Annotated in this window: 21 protein-coding genes, 1 pseudogene and 1 riboswitch; of the genes and pseudogenes, 8 read left to right on the top strand and 14 right to left on the bottom strand. The window is 68.2% G+C overall.

What is annotated here, in order from left to right:
• Positions 1–10: 10 nt before the first annotated feature.
• A complete protein-coding gene (locus AB0D14_RS22680) occupies positions 11–418 on the bottom strand; it encodes a helix-turn-helix domain-containing protein (protein ID WP_362781693.1) in 408 nt (135 codons plus the stop codon).
• Positions 419–518: 100 nt separating this feature from the next.
• Here AB0D14_RS22680 and AB0D14_RS22675 point away from each other — a divergent pair, with 100 nt between their 5' ends.
• The 5 genes from AB0D14_RS22675 (at position 519) to AB0D14_RS22655 (ending at position 6,150) form a co-directional block, all read left to right on the top strand.
• Positions 519–1,415, top strand: coding sequence for an alpha/beta hydrolase (locus AB0D14_RS22675; protein ID WP_362781691.1), 897 nt, complete (start codon positions 519–521; stop codon positions 1,413–1,415).
• A 384-nt stretch (positions 1,416–1,799) separates the two neighbouring features.
• Positions 1,800–3,965, top strand: coding sequence for an RNA polymerase recycling motor ATPase HelR (gene helR, locus AB0D14_RS22670; protein WP_362781689.1), 2,166 nt, complete (start codon positions 1,800–1,802; stop codon positions 3,963–3,965).
• Positions 3,966–4,204: 239 nt separating this feature from the next.
• Complete coding sequence (locus AB0D14_RS22665; RefSeq protein ID WP_362781687.1) at positions 4,205–4,552, top strand: VOC family protein; 348 nt, start codon at positions 4,205–4,207, stop codon at positions 4,550–4,552.
• 54 nt (positions 4,553–4,606) lie between these two features.
• Positions 4,607–5,260, top strand: a complete 654-nt coding sequence (locus tag AB0D14_RS22660) for a maleylpyruvate isomerase N-terminal domain-containing protein (protein ID WP_362781686.1) — start codon at positions 4,607–4,609, stop codon at positions 5,258–5,260.
• A 110-nt stretch (positions 5,261–5,370) separates the two neighbouring features.
• Positions 5,371–6,150, top strand: a complete 780-nt coding sequence (locus tag AB0D14_RS22655) for an SDR family oxidoreductase (protein WP_362781684.1) — start codon at positions 5,371–5,373, stop codon at positions 6,148–6,150.
• A 222-nt stretch (positions 6,151–6,372) separates the two neighbouring features.
• Here AB0D14_RS22655 and AB0D14_RS22650 read toward each other — a convergent pair whose 3' ends face one another.
• The 7 genes from AB0D14_RS22650 to AB0D14_RS22620 all read right to left on the bottom strand — a co-directional run bounded on the left by AB0D14_RS22650 (position 6,373) and on the right by AB0D14_RS22620 (position 13,207).
• Positions 6,373–7,746, bottom strand: coding sequence for a tryptophanase (locus AB0D14_RS22650; protein WP_362781682.1), 1,374 nt, complete (start codon positions 7,744–7,746; stop codon positions 6,373–6,375).
• Positions 7,747–7,793: 47 nt separating this feature from the next.
• Complete coding sequence (locus AB0D14_RS22645) at positions 7,794–8,948, bottom strand: tryptophan dimethylallyltransferase family protein (protein ID WP_362781680.1); 1,155 nt, start codon at positions 8,946–8,948, stop codon at positions 7,794–7,796.
• 350 nt (positions 8,949–9,298) lie between these two features.
• Positions 9,299–10,654, bottom strand: coding sequence for a cytochrome P450 (locus AB0D14_RS22640; protein ID WP_362781678.1), 1,356 nt, complete (start codon positions 10,652–10,654; stop codon positions 9,299–9,301).
• On the bottom strand, positions 10,651–11,256 hold the full coding sequence (locus tag AB0D14_RS22635; protein ID WP_362781676.1) for an ATP/GTP-binding protein: 606 nt from the start codon (positions 11,254–11,256) through the stop codon (positions 10,651–10,653). The genes AB0D14_RS22640 and AB0D14_RS22635 overlap by 4 nt, the downstream gene beginning before the upstream one ends.
• On the bottom strand, positions 11,231–11,614 hold the full coding sequence (locus tag AB0D14_RS22630; protein WP_362781675.1) for a DUF742 domain-containing protein: 384 nt from the start codon (positions 11,612–11,614) through the stop codon (positions 11,231–11,233). Before AB0D14_RS22630 ends, AB0D14_RS22635 begins: the two co-directional genes overlap by 26 nt.
• Positions 11,607–12,011, bottom strand: coding sequence for a roadblock/LC7 domain-containing protein (locus AB0D14_RS22625; protein WP_362781673.1), 405 nt, complete (start codon positions 12,009–12,011; stop codon positions 11,607–11,609). Before AB0D14_RS22625 ends, AB0D14_RS22630 begins: the two co-directional genes overlap by 8 nt.
• The gene (locus AB0D14_RS22620; RefSeq protein WP_362781671.1) at positions 12,008–13,207 is read right to left on the bottom strand and encodes an ATP-binding protein; all 1,200 of its coding nucleotides are present in this window, start codon (positions 13,205–13,207) and stop codon (positions 12,008–12,010) included. The genes AB0D14_RS22625 and AB0D14_RS22620 overlap by 4 nt, the downstream gene beginning before the upstream one ends.
• 411 nt (positions 13,208–13,618) lie before the next feature.
• Positions 13,619–13,771, top strand: a riboswitch (cobalamin riboswitch).
• A gap of 184 nt (positions 13,772–13,955) precedes the next feature.
• Between AB0D14_RS22620 and metE the strand changes: the two genes are divergently transcribed.
• Complete coding sequence (gene metE, locus AB0D14_RS22615; RefSeq protein WP_362781670.1) at positions 13,956–16,274, top strand: 5-methyltetrahydropteroyltriglutamate--homocysteine S-methyltransferase; 2,319 nt, start codon at positions 13,956–13,958, stop codon at positions 16,272–16,274.
• Positions 16,275–16,434: 160 nt separating this feature from the next.
• Here metE and AB0D14_RS22610 read toward each other — a convergent pair whose 3' ends face one another.
• Positions 16,435–16,863 carry a MerR family transcriptional regulator gene (locus AB0D14_RS22610; protein WP_362781668.1) on the bottom strand — a complete coding sequence of 143 codons (429 nt, stop codon included), beginning with the start codon at positions 16,861–16,863 and terminating at the stop codon, positions 16,435–16,437.
• Between the two features lie 275 nt (positions 16,864–17,138).
• Here AB0D14_RS22610 and AB0D14_RS22605 point away from each other — a divergent pair.
• Positions 17,139–17,528 (top strand): annotated as a pseudogene (locus tag AB0D14_RS22605) (SulP family inorganic anion transporter); the annotation flags it as partial.
• Between the two features lie 160 nt (positions 17,529–17,688).
• Here AB0D14_RS22605 and AB0D14_RS22600 read toward each other — a convergent pair.
• The 4 genes from AB0D14_RS22600 to AB0D14_RS22585 all read right to left on the bottom strand — a co-directional run bounded on the left by AB0D14_RS22600 (position 17,689) and on the right by AB0D14_RS22585 (position 22,155).
• Complete coding sequence (locus AB0D14_RS22600; protein WP_362781667.1) at positions 17,689–18,525, bottom strand: carbohydrate ABC transporter permease; 837 nt, start codon at positions 18,523–18,525, stop codon at positions 17,689–17,691.
• Entirely contained in the window at positions 18,522–19,535 is a 1,014-nt protein-coding gene (locus tag AB0D14_RS22595) for a sugar ABC transporter permease (RefSeq protein WP_362781666.1), read from the bottom strand. The genes AB0D14_RS22600 and AB0D14_RS22595 overlap by 4 nt, the downstream gene beginning before the upstream one ends.
• Positions 19,536–19,537: 2 nt before the next feature.
• Positions 19,538–20,842: a sugar ABC transporter substrate-binding protein gene (locus AB0D14_RS22590; RefSeq protein WP_362781664.1), complete on the bottom strand. Its 1,305-nt coding sequence runs from the start codon at positions 20,840–20,842 to the stop codon at positions 19,538–19,540.
• 71 nt (positions 20,843–20,913) lie between these two features.
• A complete protein-coding gene (locus AB0D14_RS22585) occupies positions 20,914–22,155 on the bottom strand; it encodes an aminotransferase class V-fold PLP-dependent enzyme (RefSeq protein WP_362781662.1) in 1,242 nt (413 codons plus the stop codon).
• Between the two features lie 274 nt (positions 22,156–22,429).
• Here AB0D14_RS22585 and AB0D14_RS22580 point away from each other — a divergent pair, with 274 nt between their 5' ends.
• On the top strand, positions 22,430–23,167 hold the full coding sequence (locus AB0D14_RS22580) for an FCD domain-containing protein (RefSeq protein WP_362781660.1): 738 nt from the start codon (positions 22,430–22,432) through the stop codon (positions 23,165–23,167).
• A gap of 103 nt (positions 23,168–23,270) precedes the next feature.
• On the opposite strand, the gene AB0D14_RS22575 is transcribed toward AB0D14_RS22580, so the two are convergent.
• Complete coding sequence (locus AB0D14_RS22575) at positions 23,271–23,426, bottom strand: DUF6069 family protein (RefSeq protein ID WP_362781658.1); 156 nt, start codon at positions 23,424–23,426, stop codon at positions 23,271–23,273.
• Positions 23,427–23,457: the final 31 nt, after the last annotated feature.

The following is a 23,457-nucleotide window of genomic DNA, read 5'->3' as shown; positions in this document are numbered from 1 at the left end:
TCCGGTCGCGTCAGCCGGCGGCGGCCTCGTCCTGGCTTCGCTGGTTGGCGCGGTCGATCTCGGCCATGTGTTCCTCTGCCCATGCACGGACCATGGCCAGCGGCTCCTCCAGCGACAGGCCCAGCGGAGTGAGCCGGTAGTACACACGGGGCGGCACCGTCGGTTCCACCCGGCGGCCGACCAGGCCGTCACGGGTCATCCCCTGGAGGGTGACCGACAGCATCTTCTGCGACACCCCGGCCATCCTTCGCTGCAGTTCCGCGAAGCGCACCTCTTCCGGGGACGCCTCCGCCAGCACCTTGACCGCCATCGACATCCACTTCGTGCCGATCCGGTCGAGCAGACGACGGGTCGGGCACTGCGGATCGAAGAGGTCTCCACGGTCCGCGCGTGCGGACCGCTCGGTCGAGAGGGTCACCTCGGGCTCACCACCTGTGGCAGAAGTGTGCTGTTGCCCGGCCCACCATACTTACCTATCGTTCTGTTGTCACCATTAGTAACCCGCTGGAGGAGCCCGTATGCCCGCCGAATCGCCCCGTACGCCCAGCCGCAGCCGCCCCCGGCCCGCCGTGGAACTCCAGCGGGTCACGGTCAACGGTGTCGACCTCAACGTGGCCCTGGCCGGCGAGGGACCGGCCGTCCTGCTGCTCCACGGTTTCCCGCACACCTGGCACCTGTGGACCCATGTCCTGGACGGACTCGCCGACCGGTACCGAGTGATCGCACCGGACCTCCGGGGATTCGGCGCGAGCGCACGAGCCGCGAGCGGCTACGACGCCGGCACACTCGCGGCCGACGCCGAAGCCCTGCTCGATGCCCTGGGGGAGAACTCCGCAGCCGTGATCGGTATCGACGCGGGCACTCCACCGGCCTTCCTGCTCGCCATGCGCCGTCCCGACCTCGTCCGGCAGCTCGTGGTCATGGAGTCGCTGCTGGGCAGACTGCCGGGCGCCGAGGAGTTCCTTGCCAACGGCGCACCGTGGTGGTTCGGCTTCCACTCGGAGCCCGGTCTCGCGGAATCCGTACTCATCGGGCACGAAGCCGAGTACATCGACTGGTTCCTCGACGCCGGGACTCTCGGGCAGGGCGTGGAACCCGCCGTCCGTGACGTCTTCGTCGACGCGTACACCGGGACGGAGTCCCTGCGCTGCGCCTTCTCGTACTACCGTGCACTGCCGTCGAGCGCACAGCAGATCGAGGAAGCTGTCGGTGCGACGCGGCTGACCGTACCCACCATGGCCATCGGTGCCCGGCCGGTGGGCAGGGCGCTCGAACAGCAGCTACGGCCGGTGGCCGACCACGTCGTCGGGCACATCATCGAGGACTGCGGTCACATCATCCCGCTGCACCGTCCCGACGCGCTGCTCGGCCTTCTGGAACCGTTCCTCGCGACGTCGACACCGGCCGGTACCTGACCCGGCTTGTACCCGACCGGCCCGTACCTGATCCGTGCACGGTTCGGCGTTGCCTCGTGTGCCTGGTGCCTCGCGAAGGGGTTGCCCGTCCACAGGGGGCGATGGGGGCAAGCAGGAAAAACCACTCCTTGCCACTCTCAACTTATAGCGCACCGGGGGGCTTGCCACAAGGCCCCGGTCGTGCCGCACAATCGCTGACCTGGAGCTACTACCTGCGAAAACGGGAGACTCACCAAGTGCGTGTGTTGTTGTCGGTTCATGGGCCGTGCGGTGACGTCGAGCCGGGGGTGGGACCCGCGCCGCGGTTGAGGGTGTTCGGCGCCGCGACACGGATGTGCACGGCGGCGGGCTCCGTGCGCGCGGCCTCGGATCGGAGTTGGTGACATGGACTCCCTGACCACCAGTGCGTTCGCCCTGCCCGACCACCTCGCCCCCAAGGCCGACCCGCTCCTGATCGGCGGCGACGAGCGGCACTTCGCGGCGATCGCCGACAGCATGGAGCAGGCGATCGCCGAACTGTCCGAGCGTCTCGAAGCCGAGCGCAGGGCGCCCGGCGGCATGGGCCGGGAGGCGATGGAACGGGACGCGGAGATCCACCGGCTGACCGGTCGGCTGCGTGCCCTGCGCCGCTTCGGTCTTGACCTGTGCCTCGGGCACATCGTCGGCGCGGACGGCCCCGAGCCCCTGTACATCGGACGGCTCGGCCTCACCGACAGCGGCGGGCGCCGACTGCTCATCGACTGGCGCTCCCCCGCCGCCGAGCCGTTCTTCGCGGCGACCCACGCCAACCCGATGGGGCTGGCAAGCCGCCGCAGGTACCGCTGGACCCGCGGCCGGATCAGTGACTACTGGGACGAGGTGTTCACCGCCGACGGACTCGAAGGGCGCGCCGCGCTCGACGACCACTCCGCCTTCGTCGCGAGCCTGGGCAGCACCCGGTCGCCCCGGATGCGCGACGTGCTCACCACCATCCAGGCCGACCAGGACGCCGTCATCCGCGCGGGATCCCGCGGTGCCCTCGTCGTCGACGGCGGTCCCGGTACGGGCAAGACCGTCGTCGCCCTGCACCGGTCCGCCTACCTCCTCTACTCCGATCCCCGACTCGGGCACCGCCGGGGCGGCGTGCTGTTCGTCGGTCCGCACCAGCCCTATCTGGCCTACGTCGCGGACGTCCTGCCCAGCCTCGGAGAGGAGGGCGTGCAGACCTGCACCCTGCGGGACCTCGTCACCGAGGGAGCGGGGGCCGCGAATGAGAGCGACCCGGACGTGGCCTCCCTGAAGTCGTCCGCGGACATGGTGAAGGCGATCGAGAAGGCCGTCAGGTTCTACGAGGCGCCGCCCACCGAGGGGATGACGGTCACGACTCCCTGGGCCGACATCCCGCTCGGCGCCGACGACTGGGCCGAGGCCTTCGACACTCCGGGGCCGGGTACGCCCCACAACGAAGCACGCGAGCAGATCTGGGAGGCCCTGTTCACGATCCTGCTGGACAAGCACGACGGCGAGGTCTCCCCCGACGTGTTCCGGAGGTCGCTGCTGCACGACGAGGAGCTGACCGGGACCCTGAACCGCGCGTGGCCGCTGCTTGAGGCGGCCGACCTCGTCGGAGACCTGTGGTCGGTGCCCGCCTATCTGCGGATGTGTGCTCCCTGGCTCGGCCCCGACGACATACGGAAGCTGCGGCGCGCGGACCCCCATGCCTGGACGGTGTCCGACCTGCCGATCCTGGACGCGGCCCGGCAGCGGCTCGGCGACCCGGAGGCGGCCCGGCGCAAGCGCCGGCACGAGGCCGTCCTCGCCGCCCAGCGCGAGCGGATGACTCAGGTCGTCGACAACCTGATCGAGGCCGCGGCCTCGTCCGGCGCCGACGGTGACGACGGCGAAGGCCTGGTGACGATGTTGCGCGGCGAGGACGCCAAGGTCAGCCTGGTCGACGAGTCCGAACTGCTCACCGCCGAACCGGACCTGCTCGCCGGCCCGTTCGCGCATGTCGTCGTGGACGAGGCCCAGGAACTGACCGACGCGCAGTGGCAGATGCTGCTGCTCCGCTGCCCGTCCCGGAGCTTCACCATTGTCGGGGACCGCGCCCAGGCCAGGCACGGGTTCACCGAGTCGTGGCGGGAACGGCTGGAGCGGATCGGACTCGACCGGATCGACGTGGCCTCCCTGAACATCAACTACCGGACTCCTGAAGAGGTCATGGCGGAGGCCGAGCCGGTCATCCGGGCCGCTCTCCCGGACGCCAACGTACCGACCTCGATCCGCAGCAACGGTGTCCCCGTCCGCCACGGATCTGTCGCGGATCGGGACTCGATCCTGGAGACCTGGCTCGACGCGCATGCCGACGGGATCGCCTGCGTCATCGGCGACCCCACGTTCCGGGCGACGTCCCGCGTCCGGTCGCTGGCCCCGGAGCTGTCCAAGGGGCTCGAGTTCGACCTGGTCGTCCTCGTCGACCCGGAGGGGTTCGGCGAGGGCATAGAGGGCGCGGTCGACCGCTATGTCGCGATGACCCGGGCGACCCAGCAACTCGTCGTCCTGACGAGCTGACGTATCCGTCCGGGCTGACGTATCCGTCCGGCCCGCACGGTTGCCCAGGCACTGACATGCTGTCCTCGTCCGCAGCCACCCCAAGCGTGCGGACGAGGACAGGAAAGTCGCGGGAGCCGAACGGAGTGACCATGGTCGGCATGAAGGTGTCCGAGTACCTCCTCGAGGGACTGCGTGAACCGGCCGTTGCCGTAGCCGAGGCGCAGGAGTTCCTGCCCTGCAACGGGAAGGCCTGACCCATGTCCATCCGCCGCGTCATGCCCGACATCCGATCGGAAGCCCTGGAGGAGAGCCGGGACTTCTACGGGCTCCTCGGGTTCGAGGAGGTCATGAACCTCGGCTGGGTCATGACTCTCGCCTCTCCTTCCAACCCCACGGCGCAGGTCACCTTCATGAGCCAGGACAAAACGGCGCCGGTCGTGCCCGACATGAGCGTCGAGGTGGACGATGTGGACGCCGTCTACGAGGCGGTGCGAGCGAGCGGCGCGGAGATCGTGCACCCCCTGCAGGCCGAGGAGTGGGGAGTGCGCCGGTTCTTCGTCCGTGACCCCAACGGCCGGGTGGTCAACGTGCTGAGCCACCGGTGACCGGCCGCGGATACGCGCTTGTCCGCTGACGTGGTCCGGCGTTACCGTGCCGCGGTGGATCTCTTCTCGCAATCCTGGACGGCGTTGCGCACGGCGGTGGCCGACCTCCCGGACGAGGACTTCGAGCGGCCGTCCGGCTGTACCGGCTGGCTCGTGCGGGACTTGGTGTGCCACCTGGTCATCGACGCCCAGGACGTCCTGATCACCCTGGTCACACCCGCCGACACCGAACCGACCGTGGACGCGGTCACCTACTGGCACCTGGTCGAACCCCCGACCGGCGAGGATCCGCTCGACGCGCTGATCCCCCGGCTGGCCGCCGCGTACGGCGACCCGGGCCTGCTCAGGTTCCACCTCGACGACGTCGGTTCCGCCGCGGGCCGTGCCGCCGAACTCGCCGATCCCACCGCCCGCGTCAGCACCCGCGACGAGGTGCTGACCGTCGGCGACTACCTGTCCGTGTACGTACTCGAGTGGACCTTGCACCACCTCGACCTGATCGCGCGTCTGCCGTCGGCCGCCGAGCCGCCCGCCGAAACCCTCGCGGCCACACGTGCGTCGCTGGAGAGGATCGCCGGGACCTCGTTCCCCGCCTCGTTCTCCGACAAGGACGCGCTGCTGATCGGCACCGGACGCCGTACACCGACGGACAGGGAGAAGGCGGCACTGGGTGATTTCGCCGCGCGGCTCCCACTCGTCCTCGGCTGAGCCGCTGACTGCCTGGTGGCGCCACTCACCGCCTGGCTGAGTCATCTCACCGCCTCGCTGAACCACGCCCCCCGCTGATCCGCTGGTGGGGCGCCTTCTAAAGTGCCGTCATGGACTCGCAGCACTACCTCTCAGAACTGTTCTCCCTGGCAGGCCGGGTCGCCCTGGTGACCGGTGGGAGCTCCGGCATCGGACGCGGCATGTCCGAGGCCTTGGCCCGCGCCGGGGCGAGCGTCGTGATGGTGGCACGCAAGGAAGCGGAACTGACGGCCGCGGCCGACGAGTTGACCGCCCTCGGCGCCCGGGCGGCCTGGGTCGCCGGAGATCTGAGTACCCGTGCGGGCGTACGCGAGGCCGCCGAGCAGGCGGCCGGGGTCTTCGGCGAGCCCGACATCCTCGTCAACTGCGCCGGGATCAATCTGCGGCCGCCGATGAGCGAGCTGAGCGAGGAGGTCTGGGACAGCACCATGGCCCTGAACCTGGACGCGCCCTTCCTGCTGGGCCAGCGTTTCGGCCCTGTCATGGCCGAGCGGGGCTTCGGACGGATCATCCACGTCACCTCGCAGCAGGCCCACCGTGCCTTCGTCCAGAGCGGTGCCTACGGCGTCTCCAAGGGAGCACTGGAATCGCTGGCCCGTTCGCAGGCGGAGGCCTGGTCGCCGTACGGCGTCACCGTCAATACGCTGGTACCCGGTTTCGTGATGACGCCACTGAACCGGCGCCTGTCGTCCGACCCCGAAAAGGTGGCGGCCCTGGCGGCACGCACACTGGTCGGCCGCAACGGACTGGCGGAGGACTTCGCGGGCGCGGTGGTCTTCCTGGCGAGCGGCGCCTCGGCGTACGTCACGGGGCAGTCGGTCTACGTCGACGGCGGTTTCTCCGTGCACTGACCGGCGCGCGGACCCGGTGGACACCCGTCAGCGGCGCAGGGTTTCCCCCGGAGGGGTTCCGCCCCCTACGCTGCCCGACGCAGCTGGTTCGCCCCCGTCCGCCAGGCGGGACGCGTCGTAAGAGGGAACTTGGCCACGGGCGGCGAACCGGGGCTCCCCCCGCGAGGCACAGTGCGGGGGACTTCACGAGGGGGCTTGACCCAAGGCCCGTGCAGTGGGAACTCAGTTTCTGGACGGCACCGGCTCAAGCTCGATACTGAAGTGGCGGAGGATCGGCGACTGGCCCACGATGCGATAGCCATGCACTGATTGAGGATCCTTAGCTATGTCTGCCAGCGTGTCGGCGACATGCTCGTAGTGGCTGCGAGTGTAGACGCGGCGAGGAAGTGCCAGTCGCACGAGTTCGTAGGGTGCGGTCTTGACGGGATTGCCCTGCTCGTCCTCCTCTCCGAGGTACAGCGATCCCAGCTCCGCCGAGCGGATCCCGCCGCGCAGGTAGAGCTCACAGACGAGTGCCGTGCCGGGGTACTGGTGCGGCGGGATGTGGGGCAAGAGCCGCCCGGCGTTGAGGTAGAGGGCGTGCAGGCCGGCCGGTTCCACGATGTCGACGCCGGCTTCACGGATGCGTGCGGCGAGGTAGCCGGCTATGTCGGCGCGTTCGGCAAGGTACGCCGGTTCGGTGACCTCGACGAGTCCGCGGGCCATCATGTCGAGGTCGCGTCCGGCCAGGCCGCCGTAGGTGGTGAAGCCTTCGGTGGCGATGAGCAGGCCCTGGCACCTCTCGGCGAGTTCGGGGTCCTTCAGGCCGATGAAGCCACCGATGTGGACGATGCCGTCCTTCTTGGCGCTCATGACGCAGCCGTCCGCCAGGCGGAAGGCCTCCTCGGCAACCTGGCGGGGAGTGTGGTCCTCGTAGCCGGGTTCGCGTCGGGTCACCAGCCAGGCGTTCTCCGCGAAGCGTGCGGCGTCCAGGATCATGGGTACGCCGTAGTGGCGGCACAGCCCGGCTGTCTGGTGCAGGTTCTCCATGCTGACCGGCTGACCACCACCGCCGTTGTTGGTGATGGTCATCAACACGGCCGCCACCGGCGACCGATGGGCGTTCTCCAGCGTGTGTTCGAGGGCGGCCAGGTCGATATTGCCCTTGAAGGGGTAGTCGCTGTCGAGGTCCTTCGCCTCGGCGCAAGGCAGGTCGTGTGCCTGGCCGCCGACCAGTTCGACGTTGGCGCGGGTGGTGTCGAAGTGGGTGTTGGACAGCACACTCGTGCCGGGCTTCAGAAGCGAGGAGAACAGAATGCGCTCGGCGGCCCGCCCTTGGTGGGCCGGCAGGAGGTGGGGATAGCCGGTGAGGTCGGAGACGACTTTGCGCCAGCGGTAAAATGAGCGGCTGCCGGCGTAGGACTCGTCGCCGTTCATTCCCGCGGACAGCTGATCCGCAGAGATGGCGCCGGTTCCCGAGTCGCTCAGCAGATCGATGGTGACTTCATCGGCACGCAGCCCGAAGGGGTTGTAGGCGACCCGCTTCAGTGCCTCCTCGCGCTCTGGCCGAGTGGTGAGGGGGATGGGTTCTACGACTTTGATGCGGTACGGCTCCACTTGGCTTCCTTCTGCGTGTCGGGGGGGGTGTTCGGGGTTCAGCGCGCTCAGCGCGCGCTGAGTTCGTCCAGCAGGCGCTTCTCTTGCGGCGGCCGGACGGCGTAGGCCTCGGAGGACAGGTAGGCGGTGATGCGAGGCGGCCGAGCTCGCTCGTACGCGAGGGCGAGGTAGGCAATCAGCCCGACGCCGTCGGCGAGGTGTCGCCGGCTGAGGGCGCGCAGGCTCCGGTTCAGGATCGAGGGGTCCATGCCGAACCGGGTCAGCAGCGCCGCTGCCTGGACGAGGGCCTCCTCGTCGTTGCGGACGTAGTCCCGTACGGGGATGTGCAGTGTGAAACCGCTCGGTTCGGCTTCTCGGTTGGTGAAGGCATGGCAGGTGAGCGTCGGCCGTCCGAGAAGGCGCTGCATCTCTTCGGCTTCCTGCTCGGGTGGCCAGGTCGCGCCGGTGGCTTCATTGAAGAAATACCTGATGGCGGCCTCTGCAGGTCCAGAGGTGGCACGGCTCAGCGCGCAGGCGTCGTCGGCCGACATCCGCGGGTGCCTCAGGTACACCTTGACGCGGGGTACCTTCCAGGTGCCCAGGTCCAGCGCGATGAAGGGATAGCCCGCCGCCTGGGGAAGTCCCGTGAAGGCGTTTCCGTAGCCGAGTCGATGCAGCGCTTCTTGCACTGTTTGTGCAGCGTGTTCGGTTCCGGCAGCGGAGGGATTCAGATAGACCTTGACTCCGGGTACTCCCCCGGGGCGCAGATCGAGGGCGTACCACAGTGCCAGCGGCCCCTCGGCTGAAGCCGGGAAGAACAGGTCTTCCAGTGCGTCGAGTTGGCCGGTGGAGAAGTCCCAGCGGGTGGCCATCGCACGGATAACCTTGAGTCCCGTGCGGGCGCTGTCGGTCATGTCGCTAGTGGCACACCCGGGCTCCACGAGCACGCGCAGTCCCGGAGCGGCGTCCGGCGTGCAGGCGAGGGAGAACTCGACGGGGGTGTGGTCATCGGAGATGAAGCTGGGTGAAGCCGGCGGTAAGGATAACGGTCGCTGCGCGGCACCTGAGAGTGAGCCGATCAGGATCTGTCCGTACAGAGCGGTGTCCGCTTCACTCAGGCCTACCGTGGCTCCGAGGCGCCGTAGTTGACCGAGAACGTGGTCGCCGAGCGTTGCCTCTCTCGGACCTGCTGTCGGCAGGCCGGTCTCCGGCGGTGGGGTCATCGGGCCCCTCGCGCTTCAAGGTGCTGGGAGCACTCTAAGAAAGCAGCGATATCGGGACGTGGAGTGCTGGCGGGCGAGGAGGCAAAGAGATACCCGCCGAGCAAGGCGGGTATCCGACTGCGTGTTCTGCCGGGGCCGGCGCTTATGGATGGATTTCTTCTGCTGAAAGCACTGCGCCGTTGGCCAGGCAGCGTGACGACAGAACCTTGTGCGGAGGTTGTTGCGGGTCCCACTATCTCTCCTTCACCTTGAGACAACCCAGACACTCCGCGCAGTCCTACCCCAGTGGTTACACTGTCATGCAAGCGACAACAACTGACTGTGTCGCCTGCATCACAGGGCGTTTTCGGCTACTGTCCCGTCAGCCACTTCACAAAGCCACTCCAGCCGCTCCTCCCCGGCTTGCCAGTTGAGGGCTGCGATGCCACCGGCTCGGGGGTGACGGGATGCTGCACGTGATCGTGCTGTGGCACCGCCGGCCGCTGGGGCTGAGCCGCGGGACGCGGCGTGACCGCACCGAAACGAACGGGCAGGGATGCCAGGGCACGGTTGAACGGGCCGGGCCGCCAAACAAGGCTGTCCGCGGGGACCGCGAGTTCGACGTCGGGCAGCGCGTTGAACAGTGCTTCAAGGCCCGTCGCGGCGATGAGCCAGGCGGGCTCCTTGGATGGGCATGAGTGCGGGCCTGCACTCCAGGCGAGGTGTCCGCGGGTGTCGGCCCCCCGGTCCGCCAGTGCCGTGTTGGCGGCACCGAAACTCACCAGCACCAGCTCACCGGCATGAACTTTGTCTCCCGCTACGTCCGTATCGGCGACCGGGTAGTGCGGCGCGTAGTTGGACATGGGCGGGTTGCGCCACAGGGTCTCGTCGAGTGCTTTGTCGAACTGTCCGTTGCGGGCGTAGTGCTCATTGGTCAGCATGGTGTAGAAGCCGTTGCCGAGGAGGTTGCCTTCCGGCTCGCCGCCTGCACCGAGGAGCAGTACCAGGGTGTGGACCAGCTCCTCGTTGGTCAGCTGCGCGGGATGCTGCATCAGGTAGGACGTGATGTCTTCACCCGGTTGGGCCCGCTTCAACGCCACCAGTTCGCCGACAGCCTGGACCAAGACCTGGCTGGCCTGTTCGGCGTTGACTCCGTCGAACATGCCGGAGATGCCGAACAGCACCCGGTCGCCGATCTCTGCCGGGCAGCCGAAGAGTTCGTTGAACACGTACAGGGGGAGCTGCTTGGCGTAGTCGTTGAGCAGGTCAGCCGAGCCGCGGGCGCTGAACTGGTTGATGAGGAAGAGTGCGGCCTGCTTGACGATCTTGCTCAGCCGGTTGTTGCTGATGCGGGAGAAGCTCTCGGTGATGGCCTGGCGCAGTCGCTGATGCTCGGCGCCGTCCGTGAACATGGCGTTGGGCCGATAGTCCAGCAAGGGCAGCACAGGGCTGTCGGGGCTGATGCGGCCTTCGTTGCGGGCGCGCCACCGGCGTGAGTCCTTGCCGAAGGTAATCGGGTCCTGCAGCAGTTCGAGTGCTGCGTTGTAGTCCGTCACGAGGGTCGCCTCCACGCCGGGTGCGATGGTGACGGGCGCGGTGGGACCGAACTGGTGCATGTACCGGTAGTACGCGTGCGGGTCAGCAGCGAACTCCGGTGTGTGCAGGGGTATGCGCTGGCCGCTGCCGTGCGCGGGGCAGCCGGGCGGAGGTACGGAGGGCGTTGTCATGCGTGCTCCAGAGCGGCGCGTTTCTGCAGGTAGCGGACCAGGGTGATCAGTGCGTTCACCGACGACTCTTTATCGCGTGCGTCGATGGTGACGACCGGTGTGTCGGGCAGCAGGTCGAGCGCTTCGCGAACCGCTTCGGCTGTGTGTTCCGCGTTGCCGTCGAACTGGTTGATGGCGACAGCGAAGTCGAGCCCGTAGGTTTCGATCAGATCCATCACATCGAAGCTGTCTTCCAGCCGCGCGGGATCCACCAGGACCAGAGCCCCGAGCGCTCCGCGGGCCATGTCGTCCCACAGATCGACGAACCGCTGCTGTCCCGGTGACCCGAACAGGTAGAGCACGATGCGCTCACTGAGTGTCAGGCGGCCGAAGTCCAGGGCGACGGTGGTGGTGGTCTTCCCCTGTACGCCCTTGAGGTCGTCCACCGTCTCGGAGAAGCTCGTCATGTGCTCCTCGGTGGACAGCGGCGTGATTTCGGAGAGGGAGCCGATCAAGGTGGTCTTGCCGACAGCGAAGTGCCCGACGACCAGGACCTTGACCGCGGTCTGCTCCGAACCGCTGCGCACGTATGCGTCCTCAGCCAGAGAGGGTCCTGAGACCATCGAGCACCTCCTGAAGAAGATTTCTGTCGGCGAGCGAAGCCGAGGGCACTGGCGCACGGGTGATCAGGTAGCCCCCCTCGGCGAGGGAACTGAGCAGAACTTTGACGACACCGAGAGGGTGCTGGGAGTGCGCGGCGATCTCAGCAACCGAGAGGTAGCCGCTTGAGCACATCTCCAGGACCTGCTGCTCCTCAGGGGAGAGCCGTTGGGGACGCTGTCGCTGGTCGGTGGCCGTGGTGATGAGGGTGATGAGCGAGAACTCGTTCTCGGTGGGCAGGGTGCGGCCGCGGGTGATGACGTAGGGCCGGACTAACTCTCCGGCTTCGGGTTCGGGCTCAGAACGGCTGCTGTCAGTCATGAGCAGCGACCGTGTCTTCGCGGCGGCCGGTCGACATTGCCTTGCCCAGTCGGCTGACGAGCTGCTGCATCCGATAGGTGATGTCGCCCATGTCGACGTTGACGGACGCTGCCACGGCAAGATAGGAACCCCCACCCGCTGCGTTCAGGAAAACCCAGCCGCCATCGAACTCGATGAGAGTCTGACGCCAGTTCACACTGGAGTCACGGCAGAAGAACCCGACGGACCGACTGAGGGACTGCAGCCCACTCACGGCAGCGGCGACCTTGTCAGCATCATCCCGACCGAGATCCGCCGTGCGGGACATCTGGAGCCCATCGGCGGAGATCAGGACTGCGTGCAGGGCGCCAGGAATTTCCAGCGCATCCTGGAGCATCCAGGACAGGTCGTCACTCACGGGGCATCAGTTCCTTTGTGTGCATCGGCGGGACTGGGCTCGTCGAGTCCGGCGGCCGACACCACCGGACTCCGGCCGGCGAGGGTGCCATGCTGGAAGGCCCCCATCGCCGCCACTCTGTCCTCGGCCGACCGGGCAGGCCGTGGAGTTGAGGTGGGCCTATCACCGGTCACGAGTGCCATAGCGCGCTTGTTCCTTCGCCTGGGCAGACCGTCGCCTGTCTCCGCAGGGACCGAACCGCCGTTTCTCGGGCCAGGATCGGTCGTCAGCGCTGCACTCGGCTTCTTCGGCTCGGGCGTGGTGGTCAGTAGATCCTTCGGCATCATCACCACTGCCCGGACGCCCCCGTAGGGGGATGTGCCGTCGATCGCGACCGTGAATCCGAAGCGAGAACACAGCGCACCGATGACCGCGAAGCCGAACTTGGGAGGGTTGCCGAGCTCGGAGACGCTCACCGCGGACTCACCGGACAAGAGGACCGAGGCGTTCGTCTTCTCTTCCTCACTCATCCCGACACCTGCGTCATCGATCACAATGCAGACGCCCGCGGGCACGCTCCGCACGTTGATCTCGACCATGGATGTGGGTGCTGAGTATTTGGTGGCGTTGTCGAGCAGTTCAGCCACCGCCAGGGCGATCGGCTCGACTGTGCGACTGGTCACTGCGGAGTCCACCTGCGAGAGGACGTCGACGCGTTGGTAGTGCCGGATCCGGCTCATGGCTCCGCGGATCACGTCATAGACGGATGCCGCCTCCCGCTGCCTGCCAAGCCATCCTCCGCACAGTACGGCAATGGACTGTGCGCGCCTGTTGAACTGGGCGTTCATGTGGTCGACGTCCAGCAGATCCTGCAGGATGGCCGAATCGCCGTGCTTTTTCTGCAGCTCGGAGATGACCCGCTGCTGCTCCGCCGCGAGGCCCTGGAGCGTCTGCATTGCGGACTTCAGTACGGTATTGGTGGCGGTCTCAGCCTCTTCCTTGGCCTGCCGGACCACGTCGTCGTAGCCACGCCGCAGGCCCTCGAGGCTGGATTCAAGGTTAGCGTTGCGGCCCCGCTGCTCGCCCATAGAACCTTCGAGGCTCTGTTTCTGACGGCGTAACGCTCTGATCGTCCTTCGCTGAACGACGACCGTGGTCGCGACAGGGACGCCGGCAGCGAGCGCCCAGACTGTCGGATCCTGCCAAAAATTCGTCATGTGACTCTCTTTAGAGCGACTGGAGTTCAGCCCCCGGGATCTATCCATGCGCGCCCTCGGCTGCGGGCAGCAATCACCACCCGGAGGACCCTTGGCTGCAGGCATCATCGAGGAGAAAACCCACTTGGCATGTGCCCGAAATCGTATCACCGGCAGACCATGACACCCCGTCAAGTCTGGCTTGTGCGCGCACTGTTGGCACCCAACAGACGTGAGTTCCGGTGGAGGTAGTGTGATACCCCCGTGGAGGCCCGCATCACCTCGCTCCGATGCCGCTGGACCGCTGCCCCCACCCCTGCTCCCCCGACCCGCACCATCCGCCATACGAGCAGGGTTTCCCCCGGAGGGGTTCCGCCCCCTAGGCTGGCCGACGCAGCTGGTTCGCCCCCGTCCGCCAGGCGGGACGCGTCGTAAGAGGGAACCCGGTGGGAATCCGGGACTGCCCCGCAGCGGTGAGCGGGAACGACCGCCGTCACACGCACTGGACCCGACGAACAGGGTCTGGGAAGCGACGGCCAGTAGGTGTCCTCCGTAGGGAGGACGTGCTCGCAAGTCCGAAGACCTGCCCGCTGCCCGCGTGCGACCCCTCGTGCGCGGACATCCCGGTGACCTCGTGGGCGGGTCGACGTACAGATCGGGCGGACGACCGTGCTGTGCCAGGCGGTTTGGTTTCCGGCCGGTTCGTCACCCCTTCGCGCTCGCGTCCCGTCCCGGGATCCCAGGGAGATATCTCGCGAAGGAGATTTCCGTGACAGCGAAGTCCGCAGCCGCGGCAGCACGGGCCACCGTGTACGGCTACCCCCGCCAAGGCCCGAACCGGGAACTGAAGAAGGCGATCGAGGGCTACTGGAAGGGCCGCGTCGGCGCCGACGCCCTCCGGACCACCGCCGCCGAACTGCGCCGGGCGAACTGGCAGCAGCTGGCCGCGGCCGGCGTCCACGAGGTCCCCACCGGTGACTTCTCCTACTACGACCATGTCCTCGACGCCAGCGTCATGGTCGGTGCGATCCCCGAACGCCACCGCGCCGCCGTCGAGGCCGACGCACTGGACGGCTACTTCGCCATGGCACGCGGCACCCAGGACGTGGCGCCGCTGGAAATGACCAAGTGGTTCGACACCAACTACCACTACCTGGTACCCGAGTTGGGCCCGGACACCGTCTTCGCGGCGGACTCCGCCAAGCAGGTCGCCGAGCTCCGCGAAGCCATCACCCTCGGCCTCAACTCCCGCCCCGTCCTCGTCGGACCCGTCACCTATCTGCTGCTCTCCAAGCCGGCGCCGGGTGTTGCCGCCGACTTCGACCCGCTCACCCTCCTCGACCGGCTGCTGCCCGTGTACGCCGAGATCCTCGCCGATCTGCGCGCCGCAGGCGCCGAGTGGGTGCAGCTCGACGAACCGGCTCTGGTGCAGGACCGCACACCCGCCGAGCTGAACGCCGCGACCCGCGCCTACCGCGACCTCGGCGCCCCGGCCGACCGCCCGAAGCTCCTGGTCGCCTCCTACTTCGGCCGGCTCGGTGCCGCCCTGCCGGTGCTGGCCAAGGCCCCGGTCGAGGGTCTCGCCCTGGACTTCACCGAGACGGCGGCCGCCAACCTGGACGCGCTCGCCGCCGTGGGCGGCCTGCCCGGCAAACGCCTGATCGCCGGCGTCGTCAACGGCCGCAACATCTGGGTCAACGACCTGGAGAGGTCCCTCACCACCCTCGGCACCCTGCTCGGGCTGGCCGACCGGGTCGACGTGGCCGCCTCCTGCTCCCTCCTCCACGTCCCTCTCGACGCCACCGCCGAGCGCGACACCGCGCCGCAGATCCTGCGTTGGCTCGCCTTCGCCCGCCAGAAGACCGCCGAGATCGTCACCCTCGCCAGGGGACTCGCGTGCGGCACCGACACGATCGCAGCCGAACTCGCCGCCAACCGGGCCGACCTGGCCTCCCGCGCCGACTCGGCGATCACCCGCGATCCCGCCGTACGAGCCCGCGCCGCCGCCGTCACAGACGCCGACGTCCGCCGCTCCCTGCCGTACCCGGAACGCGCCACCGCGCAGCGCGCCCATCTCGGGCTGCCGCTGCTGCCGACCACCACCATCGGCTCCTTCCCCCAGACCACGGAACTGCGCACCGCACGGGCCGACCTGCGCGCGGGGCGGATCGACCGTGCCGGGTACGAGGAGCGCATCAGGGCCGAGATCGGCGAGGTGATCTCCTTCCAGGAGAAGACCGGCCTCGACGTGCTCGTGCACGGCGAGCCCGAACGCAACGACATGGTCCAGTACTTCGCCGAGCAGCTCACCGGTTACCTCGCCACCCAGCACGGCTGGGTCCAGTCCTACGGCACCCGCTACGTCCGCCCGCCGATCCTGGCCGGCGACATCTCCCGCCCTGAGCCCATGACGGTGCGCTGGACGACGTACGCCCAGTCGCTCACCACCAAACCGGTCAAGGGCATGCTCACCGGCCCCGTCACCATGCTCGCCTGGTCCTTCGTCCGCAACGACCAGCCCCTCGGTGAGACCGCCCGCCAGGTCGCCCTCGCCCTGCGCGACGAGGTGAACGACCTTGCGGCGGCCGGGACTTCCGTCATCCAGGTCGACGAACCCGCCCTGCGCGAAACACTGCCCCTGCGAGCCGTCGACCATCCGGAGTATCTGGCGTGGGCCACCGAGGCGTTCCGGCTCAGCACCGGCGGCGTACGCCCGGACACACAGATCCACACCCACATGTGTTACGCCGAGTTCGGGGACATCGTCCAGGCGATCGACGACCTCGACGCCGACGTCATCAGCCTGGAGGCGGCGCGCTCCCACATGCAGGTCGCGCGGGAGCTGGCCGAGCACGGCTATCCGCGCGAGGCCGGGCCCGGTGTGTACGACATCCACTCCCCCCGTGTGCCGAGCACGGACGAGGCAGCGGCCCTGCTGCGCAAGGGGCTTGAGGCCATCCCCGCCGAACGCCTCTGGGTCAATCCCGACTGCGGCCTGAAGACCCGTGCCTGGCCCGAGACCCGCGCGTCCCTGGAGAACCTGGTCGCCGCGGCCCGTACGGTCCGTACGGAGCTGTCCGCGTCCTGATCCGTGGCACGGCGCCCGTACGACGGCATCCGGAGGGCGGGATCCGCACGACGGGCCGGGAGAGTGGGCTCAGGCCCTCCCTCCCGGCCCGCTGCCCCTCATCGGATGCCCAACTCGGCGCGAGAAAGGTCCGGCCCCACGAGACCGGAGTCGCCCCTGCTCAAGCCGTGACGGCCTGACCCTGGTCCCGCTCGCGTTCCCGTTCCCGGCGCTTGCGCAGCGTCTGTGCGAACTCCTCGGCCTCCGCCAGCCGGGTGCGGAGCTTTTCGACCTGCCAGACAGCTTCCTGCTCGTATTCGCGGACGCGCCTCAGCAGCATCTTTCGTTCACCCGCCGTCAGATGGTCGTCGGAGTCGAGGCGGTCGGTGAGGTCCAGCAGATCGCGCATCTGGTCCAGGGTGAAGTCCAGCGGCTGCATGCGGCGGAGAGCTTTCAGACGGGCGACATCGGCTCTGGTGTAGAGGCGGAAGCCGCCCTGGGAGCGGGCGGAGGGGGTGACCAGGCCGTGCGTCTCGTAGTGCCGGATGGTGCGCAGCGCCAGCTCCGTCCGCGCGCCGACCTCGCCGATCTGCATGTGCTCGCTGCTCATTCGGGCGCCCTTCCTCGTCTGCGTCCGCCGCCCGGCCCATGGGTGGCCGACGTCGATCGCTACCGTGACGTCAAGGTAGAGTATGTGATCATCAGGTCGGCTCCATGTCGTTCCCACTCCGTGGCGCGGAAGAAATGTTCCCGTGGCCGCCGACCGTGCCGGGACCGACGACGCCTCCGGCGAAGACCGAGGTCCGCCGGCCGTGCAGGCCTTCCTGACCCTTCCTGCCACGCCGGGGTGATGCCGGGCGGGCCCGAGCCCGACAGGTACTTTCCCTGATCTTCATGGCCCAGGTCCCCGAGATGCACGACGTGCCCTGGCCGGTCTACCCGCTGATCGTCGGCGGCCTCGTCCTCATGGTGTTCTTCCCGAAGGTCACCACCGTGGTCCCGGCCCCGCTGGTGTCCATCGTCATCCTCACCGTCATCACCGTCGCCGCCGGGATCGCGGTGCCGACGGTCGGGGACAAGGGCGACCTGCCGTCCTCCCTGCCGGTACCGGGCCTGCCCGACGTGCCCTTCACGATGGACACCCTGACCACCATCGCCCCCTACGCGCTCGCCATGGCGCTGGTCGGCCTGATGGAGTCGCTGATGACAGCGAAGCTGGTCGACGACATCACCGACACCCACTCCTCCAAGACCCGGGAGTCGATCGGGCAGGGCAGCTCAGCGGGGAGCTGAGCGGTGGGCATTGACGGGCGGGCGCCGTGGCGCCTGCCCGTCAATGCCCACCGGGGGGGGTGATCGGGTTCGTCCGTGGCTGCGGGCCGGTCGTGGCTGAGCGCGCAGTTCCCCGCGCCCCGGCGGGGCGCGGCAGCTGTCGTCAGCCCTTCACCGCGCCCGCCGTGAGGCCCTGGACGATGTGGCGGCTGGCGAAGGCGAACAGCACCATCGTGGGCAGGATGGTGAGGACCGCCGCCGCTGACATCGAGCCCCAGTCGATGTTGAAGCTGGAGATGAACCCGTTCAGGGCCGTGGGGACGGTCTTGTTGCTGTCGCTGTTCATCAGCGTCACCGACAGGAACAGCTCGTTCCAGCAGTTGACGAAGTTGAAGATGAACGCCGCCACGATCCCGGGCCGCATCACCGGCAGCAGCACCCGGAACAGCGCCCCGAACCGGGACAGGCCGTCGATCATGGCGGCCTCCTCCAGGGCGTCCGGGATGTTCTCGAAGAAGCCGCGGAGCATCACCGTGCAGAACGGGATGCAGACCGCGATGTAGACGAGGATCAGCCCGAGCCGGTTGTCGACCATCTTGAGGTCGGTCATGAGCAGGTACAGCGGGCCCAGCGCGATGAACGTCGGGATCATCTGGGTCACCAGGGCCGCCATCAGCAGCGCGGACTTGGTGCGGAACTCGAACCGGGCCAGCACGTACGCCGACAGCATCGAGATGACGGTGGCCACCGCGCCCGCGACGGTGGCGATGATGAGGCTGTTGGTGAGGTACACGCCGAAGTCGGCCTTGCCGAACAGCCCGCGGTAGTTCTCCAGCGAGAAGTGCTCGGGCCAGTAGGCGAGCGGGAAGGCGAAGATGTCGCCGGGCGCCTTGAGCGACGTGATGGTGATCCAGTAGAGGGGGAAGACGGTGAAGACCAGCCACAGCCCCAGGAAGGTGAACTTCGCGGCCCGGCCCGCCGTGGACTCCTTGCCGATCACGACTTCACCTCTCGCTTCTCGCGGGTGGCCAGCAGGAAGAAGGTCGCGAACACCAGCAGCGTGGCGACGACGATGAGGCCGAGCGCGGACGCCCTGCCGTAGTCGCCCTGCTGAGTGATCTTGATCATCCACGTGGTCACGATGTGCGTCTCGTTGTTCGGTCCGCCGCCGGTCATCCCGAAGATCAGGTCGGGGAAGTTGAAGATCCAGATGATGCGCAGCAGCACGGTCAGCGCGAGCGTGACCCTGATGTACGGAATGGTGATCTGGAACAGTGTGCGCACCTTGCCGGCGCCGTCGAGCGCCGAGGCCTCGTACAGCTCCTCGGGGATGGACTGCAGCGCGGCCAGGATCATGATCGTGAAGAAGGTGACCCCGTACCAGACGTTGGCGACCAGGACGGCGAACATGGCCGTCTTCGGGTCGGCCAGCCAGGCCACCGGCTCGTCGATCAGACCGACCTTCTGGAGCAGGTCGTTGACGACGCCGAACTCGCTGTTGAACATCCAGCGGAACAGGATGCCGATGAGGAACCCGGAGATGGCCCAGGGGAAGAAGACCAGCGCCTGGTAGAGACCCCGGAAGCGGAACTTGCGGCGCAGCCACAGGGCGAGCGCGAAGCCGATCACCAACTGGGGCACGATCGAGCCGAACACCCAGATGCCGGTGTTGCCGAGCACGGTGCCCCAGGCGGGGTCGGCGAAGACGTCGTGGAAGTTCTTCAGGCCCACCCAGGAAGTATCGGTCAGGTCCGTCAGATTCCAGTGGCGGAAGGCCATCTGGCTGCCGGCGATCATCGGGTAGTACGTGAACACCGCCACGAAGATCGCGGCCGGGGCCATGAAGAGGGCGATGAGGAAGCCGCGCCGGGCGGTGAACTCCGGCTTGCGGCGGCCGGGTTGCACCTTGCGGACGGGCCGGGCGCCCCCGTTCCCGGAGGCCCCGGCCGAAGCCGTCTTCGCGGTCTTCGCCGTCTTCGCCGCTGACGTCTTTTCGGGCGCGGTGGGCATGGTCAGTTCTCCTGCTGCCGCTTCTCGGTCCAGTACGTGTCCCAGCCGGCCAGCAGTTCCTTGGGCGTCGTCTTGCCGAGCACCATCTTCTGGATGTCCGCGTCGGCCTTCTGCTGCCACTCGGCCCACCAGGCGACACCGCGCGGCTGGCTGACGTTGAGGTAGGTGTCCGGGTTCTCCGTCATGGTGACGTAGCTGGACCACGGGCCGGTCTTGTAGAACGGGTCCTCCGCGGCCGACTTGAGGATCGGCACCAGGCTGTTCTTCTTGGTGAAGCTCGTCGACGCCTCGCCCTCGGAGAGGAACTCGACCAGCTTGACCGCCTCCTTCTTGTGCTTGCTGCCCTTCGCGACGCCCCATCCGGCGGTGGCCAGCGGCTGTACGGTCTTGCCGCTCGGGCCTGCCACCAGCGGGGCGGTGCTCCACTGGTCCTTCTTGATGGACTTGGACTCCGAGACGGTGGCGATCACCTCGGGGTCCTGCAGCAGGAAGGCCGTGGAGCCGTTGGAGAAGCCCTCGACCATCTCCGGATAGCCCCAGGAGACGGACGACTTGGGGGACGCCTCCTTGAAGAGCTTGAGGTAGGTCTGCATGGCGTCCAGCGCCTCCGGCGCGGAGAAGATCGTCTTGCCGTCCTTCAGCTTGAAGCCGTCGGCGGAGTCGATCTCGTCGGCGACGTACGCCTCGATGACGGCGGTGGCGTTGCCCTGGGCGTTGGCGCCGCCGCGGAAGGCGTACCCGTACCGGCGCTTGCCCGGGTCATGGATGGCGGAGGCCTGTTCGAGCAGTTGGTCCCAGGTGGCCGGCGGCTTGCTGAAGCCGGCCTCCTTGATCAGATCCTTGCGGTAGAAGACGCTGAGGCCGTAGAAGCCGTACGGGACGAAGTACGTCTTGCCGTCGGCGTCCTCGGAGGCCTTGACGGCGTTCTCCGTCATCGCCTCCCAGCCCTTCCAGGACTTGAGGTCCGACTTCATGTCGTAGATCCAGCCATTGTTCGACCAGGGTCCGACGGTCGTGTCCCGTACTTCGAGGGTGTCGACCCCGCTGCCGGACTGGAGCATCTGCTGGATCTTCTGGTCGGCCTGCTCGGTGGGCGGCGAGATCAGGTTGACCTTGATCTTGGGGTTCTGCTTCTGGAAGTCCGCAATGAGGTCCTTGATCAGGTCCGTGCGGGCTGGGTTCGTCAGACTCTCGACCATGTTGAGGGTGACCGTGCCGTCGGCCGCCGAGCCGCTCATGGTGGAGCAGCCGGTCAGGACCATCGTGGCGGCGGTGCCGAGGGCGAGAGCTGCCGTCCTTCTTCTCATCGTGCCGACCTCTTTCCTTTGATACGGCTGCTGATACGCGAGGGCGCGGGGTGCGCCTACGACAGCCGGGCCTACGACAGCCCGGAGTTCTCACGGGCCGCGCGGGCCCACCGGCCGAGGAGGGGGACGCAGTCCTCGGCGAAGTACTCGTAGTCGGCGGCCGTGTTGTAGACGTGCGCGGACAGCCGCATGTAGCCGATGCCGCCGAAGCTGGTGAAGGCCGCCTCCACCCCCAGCTCGCGGGCCGCCCGGTCGCGCAACGCGTCGGCCTCGATGCGGCTGCCCGCCAGGCCGGCCGGCAGCCGCACCAGCCGCATACCGGGGACCGGCATGCCGACATCGACGGTGCTGGGGACGCCGGTCAGTTCGGCGAAGGCGTCACCGACGACACGCTCGGCATAGCCGGCCAGGTCGTCCATGTACCGGCGGGCCGTGTCCCAGCCCCAGGTGCCCCCGATGAAGTCCAGGGCCGTGGGAGCCGCGAGATAGCCGGTGGCGTCCACCGTGCCCTGCTGGTCGAAGCGGTCGGGATACGGATCGGCGGCGCCCCACGAGTCGATCAGGGGGTAGAGCTCCTCGCGCAGCTCGCCGCGTGCCACCAGTGCGGCGGTACCGCGGGGCGCGCAGCCCCACTTGTGCAGGTTGCCGACCCAGAAGTCGCACGTCAGGCCATCCAGCGGGGCCTCGATCAGGCCGGGGGCGTGTGCCGCGTCCACGAGCAGCGGGATGCCGCGCCGCCGGGCCTGCGCGCCGATCAGCTCCACCGGCAGCCGGCGTGCGGTCGCGGAGGTGATCTGGTCGAGGACGATCAGGTCCGTGGCGTCGTCGATCTCGGCGGCCACGGCCTCGTACGCCTGCTCCTCGCTCGCGTCCAGCGGCACCCGGGCGGTGCGCACCTCACCGCCCCAGCGTCGGGCGAGCCGTTCGGCGCCCATGGTCACGGCTCCGTAGCCGTGATCGGTGACGACGATCCCGCCACCGCGGCGGCGCTGGAGCGAGGCGAACACGACACTGATGCCCGCGCTCGCGTTCGGCACCAGGGCGACGTCGTTGGGGGCAATCCGCAGGAAGTCCGCGAGGTCGACCCGGGTGGCGGCCAGCCGCTGCGGCAGCGCGGGGAACCACACCACCGGCGAGCTGTCCATCTCGGCCCTGAACTCGTTCTGCCGCTCCTGCGCCACCAGGGGGACAGCCCCGAAAGAACCGTGGTTGAGGTGCTTCATGATGGGGTCCAGCGACCACGCCCGGGCGGCCGGGCGGCCGTCTGCCAGCAGCAGGGGGCGCGGGGCGGTGGTGACCTCGGTCTCGCTCACATCACTCCACATCTACCGAACATCTACCGAACCGGAATGTCCGCCGAACACCGGCCTGCAGACAGCGAGCATCGGGGCATCGGACTGCAAACATCAGACGCTCGGCGTGACACGTATGATGACTCGGCATCCTGCACGGCATTTTTGCGCCACGCAAGGGTTCTGGAGCGGTAGTCATCAGATGACTTTCAGTCGATACATCGGAGACATCTGATGACTCGCTAGAGTGCCCGGGGGTACGGTGCTGTCGCCGGCCCGTCAGGGGAGGAACTGGATGTCCGCAGTCGACAAGGCGTTCCACGGTCTGCGTCACATGATCGCGACGGGGCGTCTCGGTCCGGGAGAGCGTATTCCGCCCGAGGCCGAGCTCGGCGAGGAACTCGGTGTGTCCCGGGGCCCGCTGCGCGAGGCCGTACGGATGCTCGCGGCCCTGGGTGTGGTCGAGCCGCGGCACGGATCGGGTACCTACGTGTCCCAGCTCAGGCCGGAAGACATCATCGGAAGCCTCTCGCTGACCCTCGAACTCCTGCCGCTGCCCGGCCTGTTGGAGGTGTACGAGATCAGGCGGGTCCTGGAGGCACATGTCGCGGCCAAGGCCGCCGCACGCCGGACCCCCGAGACGGTGAAGTCGCTCTTCTCCCTCATGGAGGCCATGGAGGCCACCGAGGACCCCTCCGATGCCTCGGAGCTCGACCACCGCTTCCACGCCGAGATCGCGAGGGCCGCCGAGAACCCCACCCTCGCCTCCCTGCTCGCGGTCTTCCGCGCCCGCTCGCGCAAGTACCAGATTTTCACCCTCCCCGAGGGCCCGGAGCTGCGGCGCAAGAGCGACGCGGACCATCGCGTTCTGGCCACGGCGATCGCCGAGCGCGATCCCGGCGCCGCCGCCGGAGCGGCCGAGGCCCACGTCGCCCAGACGGAGCGCTGGCTACGGGCCTTCATGCCCCCCGTGGAGGAAGTGGAGGGAGTGGAGGAAGCGGACGACGACGGAGCCCACGCCACCGCGAACTGACGCACAGGTGGGTGTACCCGGTGCATCGCGAACAGCCGGGGCGGCCCATGGCGAGGGCGTCGCCCCGGTGACGAGGCGACGCCCATCCCCACCGCGCCCTTGGTCACGCGCTCCGGTGGGAGAGCCGCCTCGCCGGCGGGGGAATGATCACGGCGGCAGCCACCACGTGGGACACGGCCAGCACGATCTGCGTGGAGGTGGCGGTGTGCGGGGCGACGGCCGGGCCCGCGAGGGACAGCGCCTCCGAACCACTGAGCACTCTGCACCGGTGGTGGGCCCTGACCACCTGG

This window comes from Streptomyces sp. NPDC048484 (assembly GCF_040651415.1).
Classification (GTDB): Bacteria; Actinomycetota; Actinomycetes; order Streptomycetales; family Streptomycetaceae; genus Streptomyces.
Note: the sequence above shows the minus strand (reverse complement) of the source record. Positions and strands in the feature narration are given on the sequence as shown.

What these genes read in the sequence shown, in the direction of transcription:
- AB0D14_RS22675 (WP_362781691.1), top strand. Translation starts at nt 519, where the DNA reads ATGCCCGCCGAATCGCCCCGTACGCCCAGCCGCAGCCGCCCCCGGCCC.
- helR (WP_362781689.1), top strand. Translation starts at nt 1,800, where the DNA reads ATGGACTCCCTGACCACCAGTGCGTTCGCCCTGCCCGACCACCTCGCC.
- AB0D14_RS22665 (WP_362781687.1), top strand. Translation starts at nt 4,205, where the DNA reads ATGTCCATCCGCCGCGTCATGCCCGACATCCGATCGGAAGCCCTGGAG.
- AB0D14_RS22655 (WP_362781684.1), top strand. Translation starts at nt 5,371, where the DNA reads ATGGACTCGCAGCACTACCTCTCAGAACTGTTCTCCCTGGCAGGCCGG.
- AB0D14_RS22645 (WP_362781680.1), bottom strand. Translation starts at nt 8,948, where the DNA reads ATGACCCCACCGCCGGAGACCGGCCTGCCGACAGCAGGTCCGAGAGAG.
- AB0D14_RS22640 (WP_362781678.1), bottom strand. Translation starts at nt 10,654, where the DNA reads ATGACAACGCCCTCCGTACCTCCGCCCGGCTGCCCCGCGCACGGCAGC.
- AB0D14_RS22635 (WP_362781676.1), bottom strand. Translation starts at nt 11,256, where the DNA reads ATGGTCTCAGGACCCTCTCTGGCTGAGGACGCATACGTGCGCAGCGGT.
- AB0D14_RS22630 (WP_362781675.1), bottom strand. Translation starts at nt 11,614, where the DNA reads ATGACTGACAGCAGCCGTTCTGAGCCCGAACCCGAAGCCGGAGAGTTA.
- AB0D14_RS22620 (WP_362781671.1), bottom strand. Translation starts at nt 13,207, where the DNA reads ATGACGAATTTTTGGCAGGATCCGACAGTCTGGGCGCTCGCTGCCGGC.
- AB0D14_RS22610 (WP_362781668.1), bottom strand. Translation starts at nt 16,863, where the DNA reads ATGAGCAGCGAGCACATGCAGATCGGCGAGGTCGGCGCGCGGACGGAG.
- AB0D14_RS22595 (WP_362781666.1), bottom strand. Translation starts at nt 19,535, where the DNA reads ATGCCCACCGCGCCCGAAAAGACGTCAGCGGCGAAGACGGCGAAGACC.
- AB0D14_RS22590 (WP_362781664.1), bottom strand. Translation starts at nt 20,842, where the DNA reads ATGAGAAGAAGGACGGCAGCTCTCGCCCTCGGCACCGCCGCCACGATG.
- AB0D14_RS22580 (WP_362781660.1), top strand. Translation starts at nt 22,430, where the DNA reads ATGTCCGCAGTCGACAAGGCGTTCCACGGTCTGCGTCACATGATCGCG.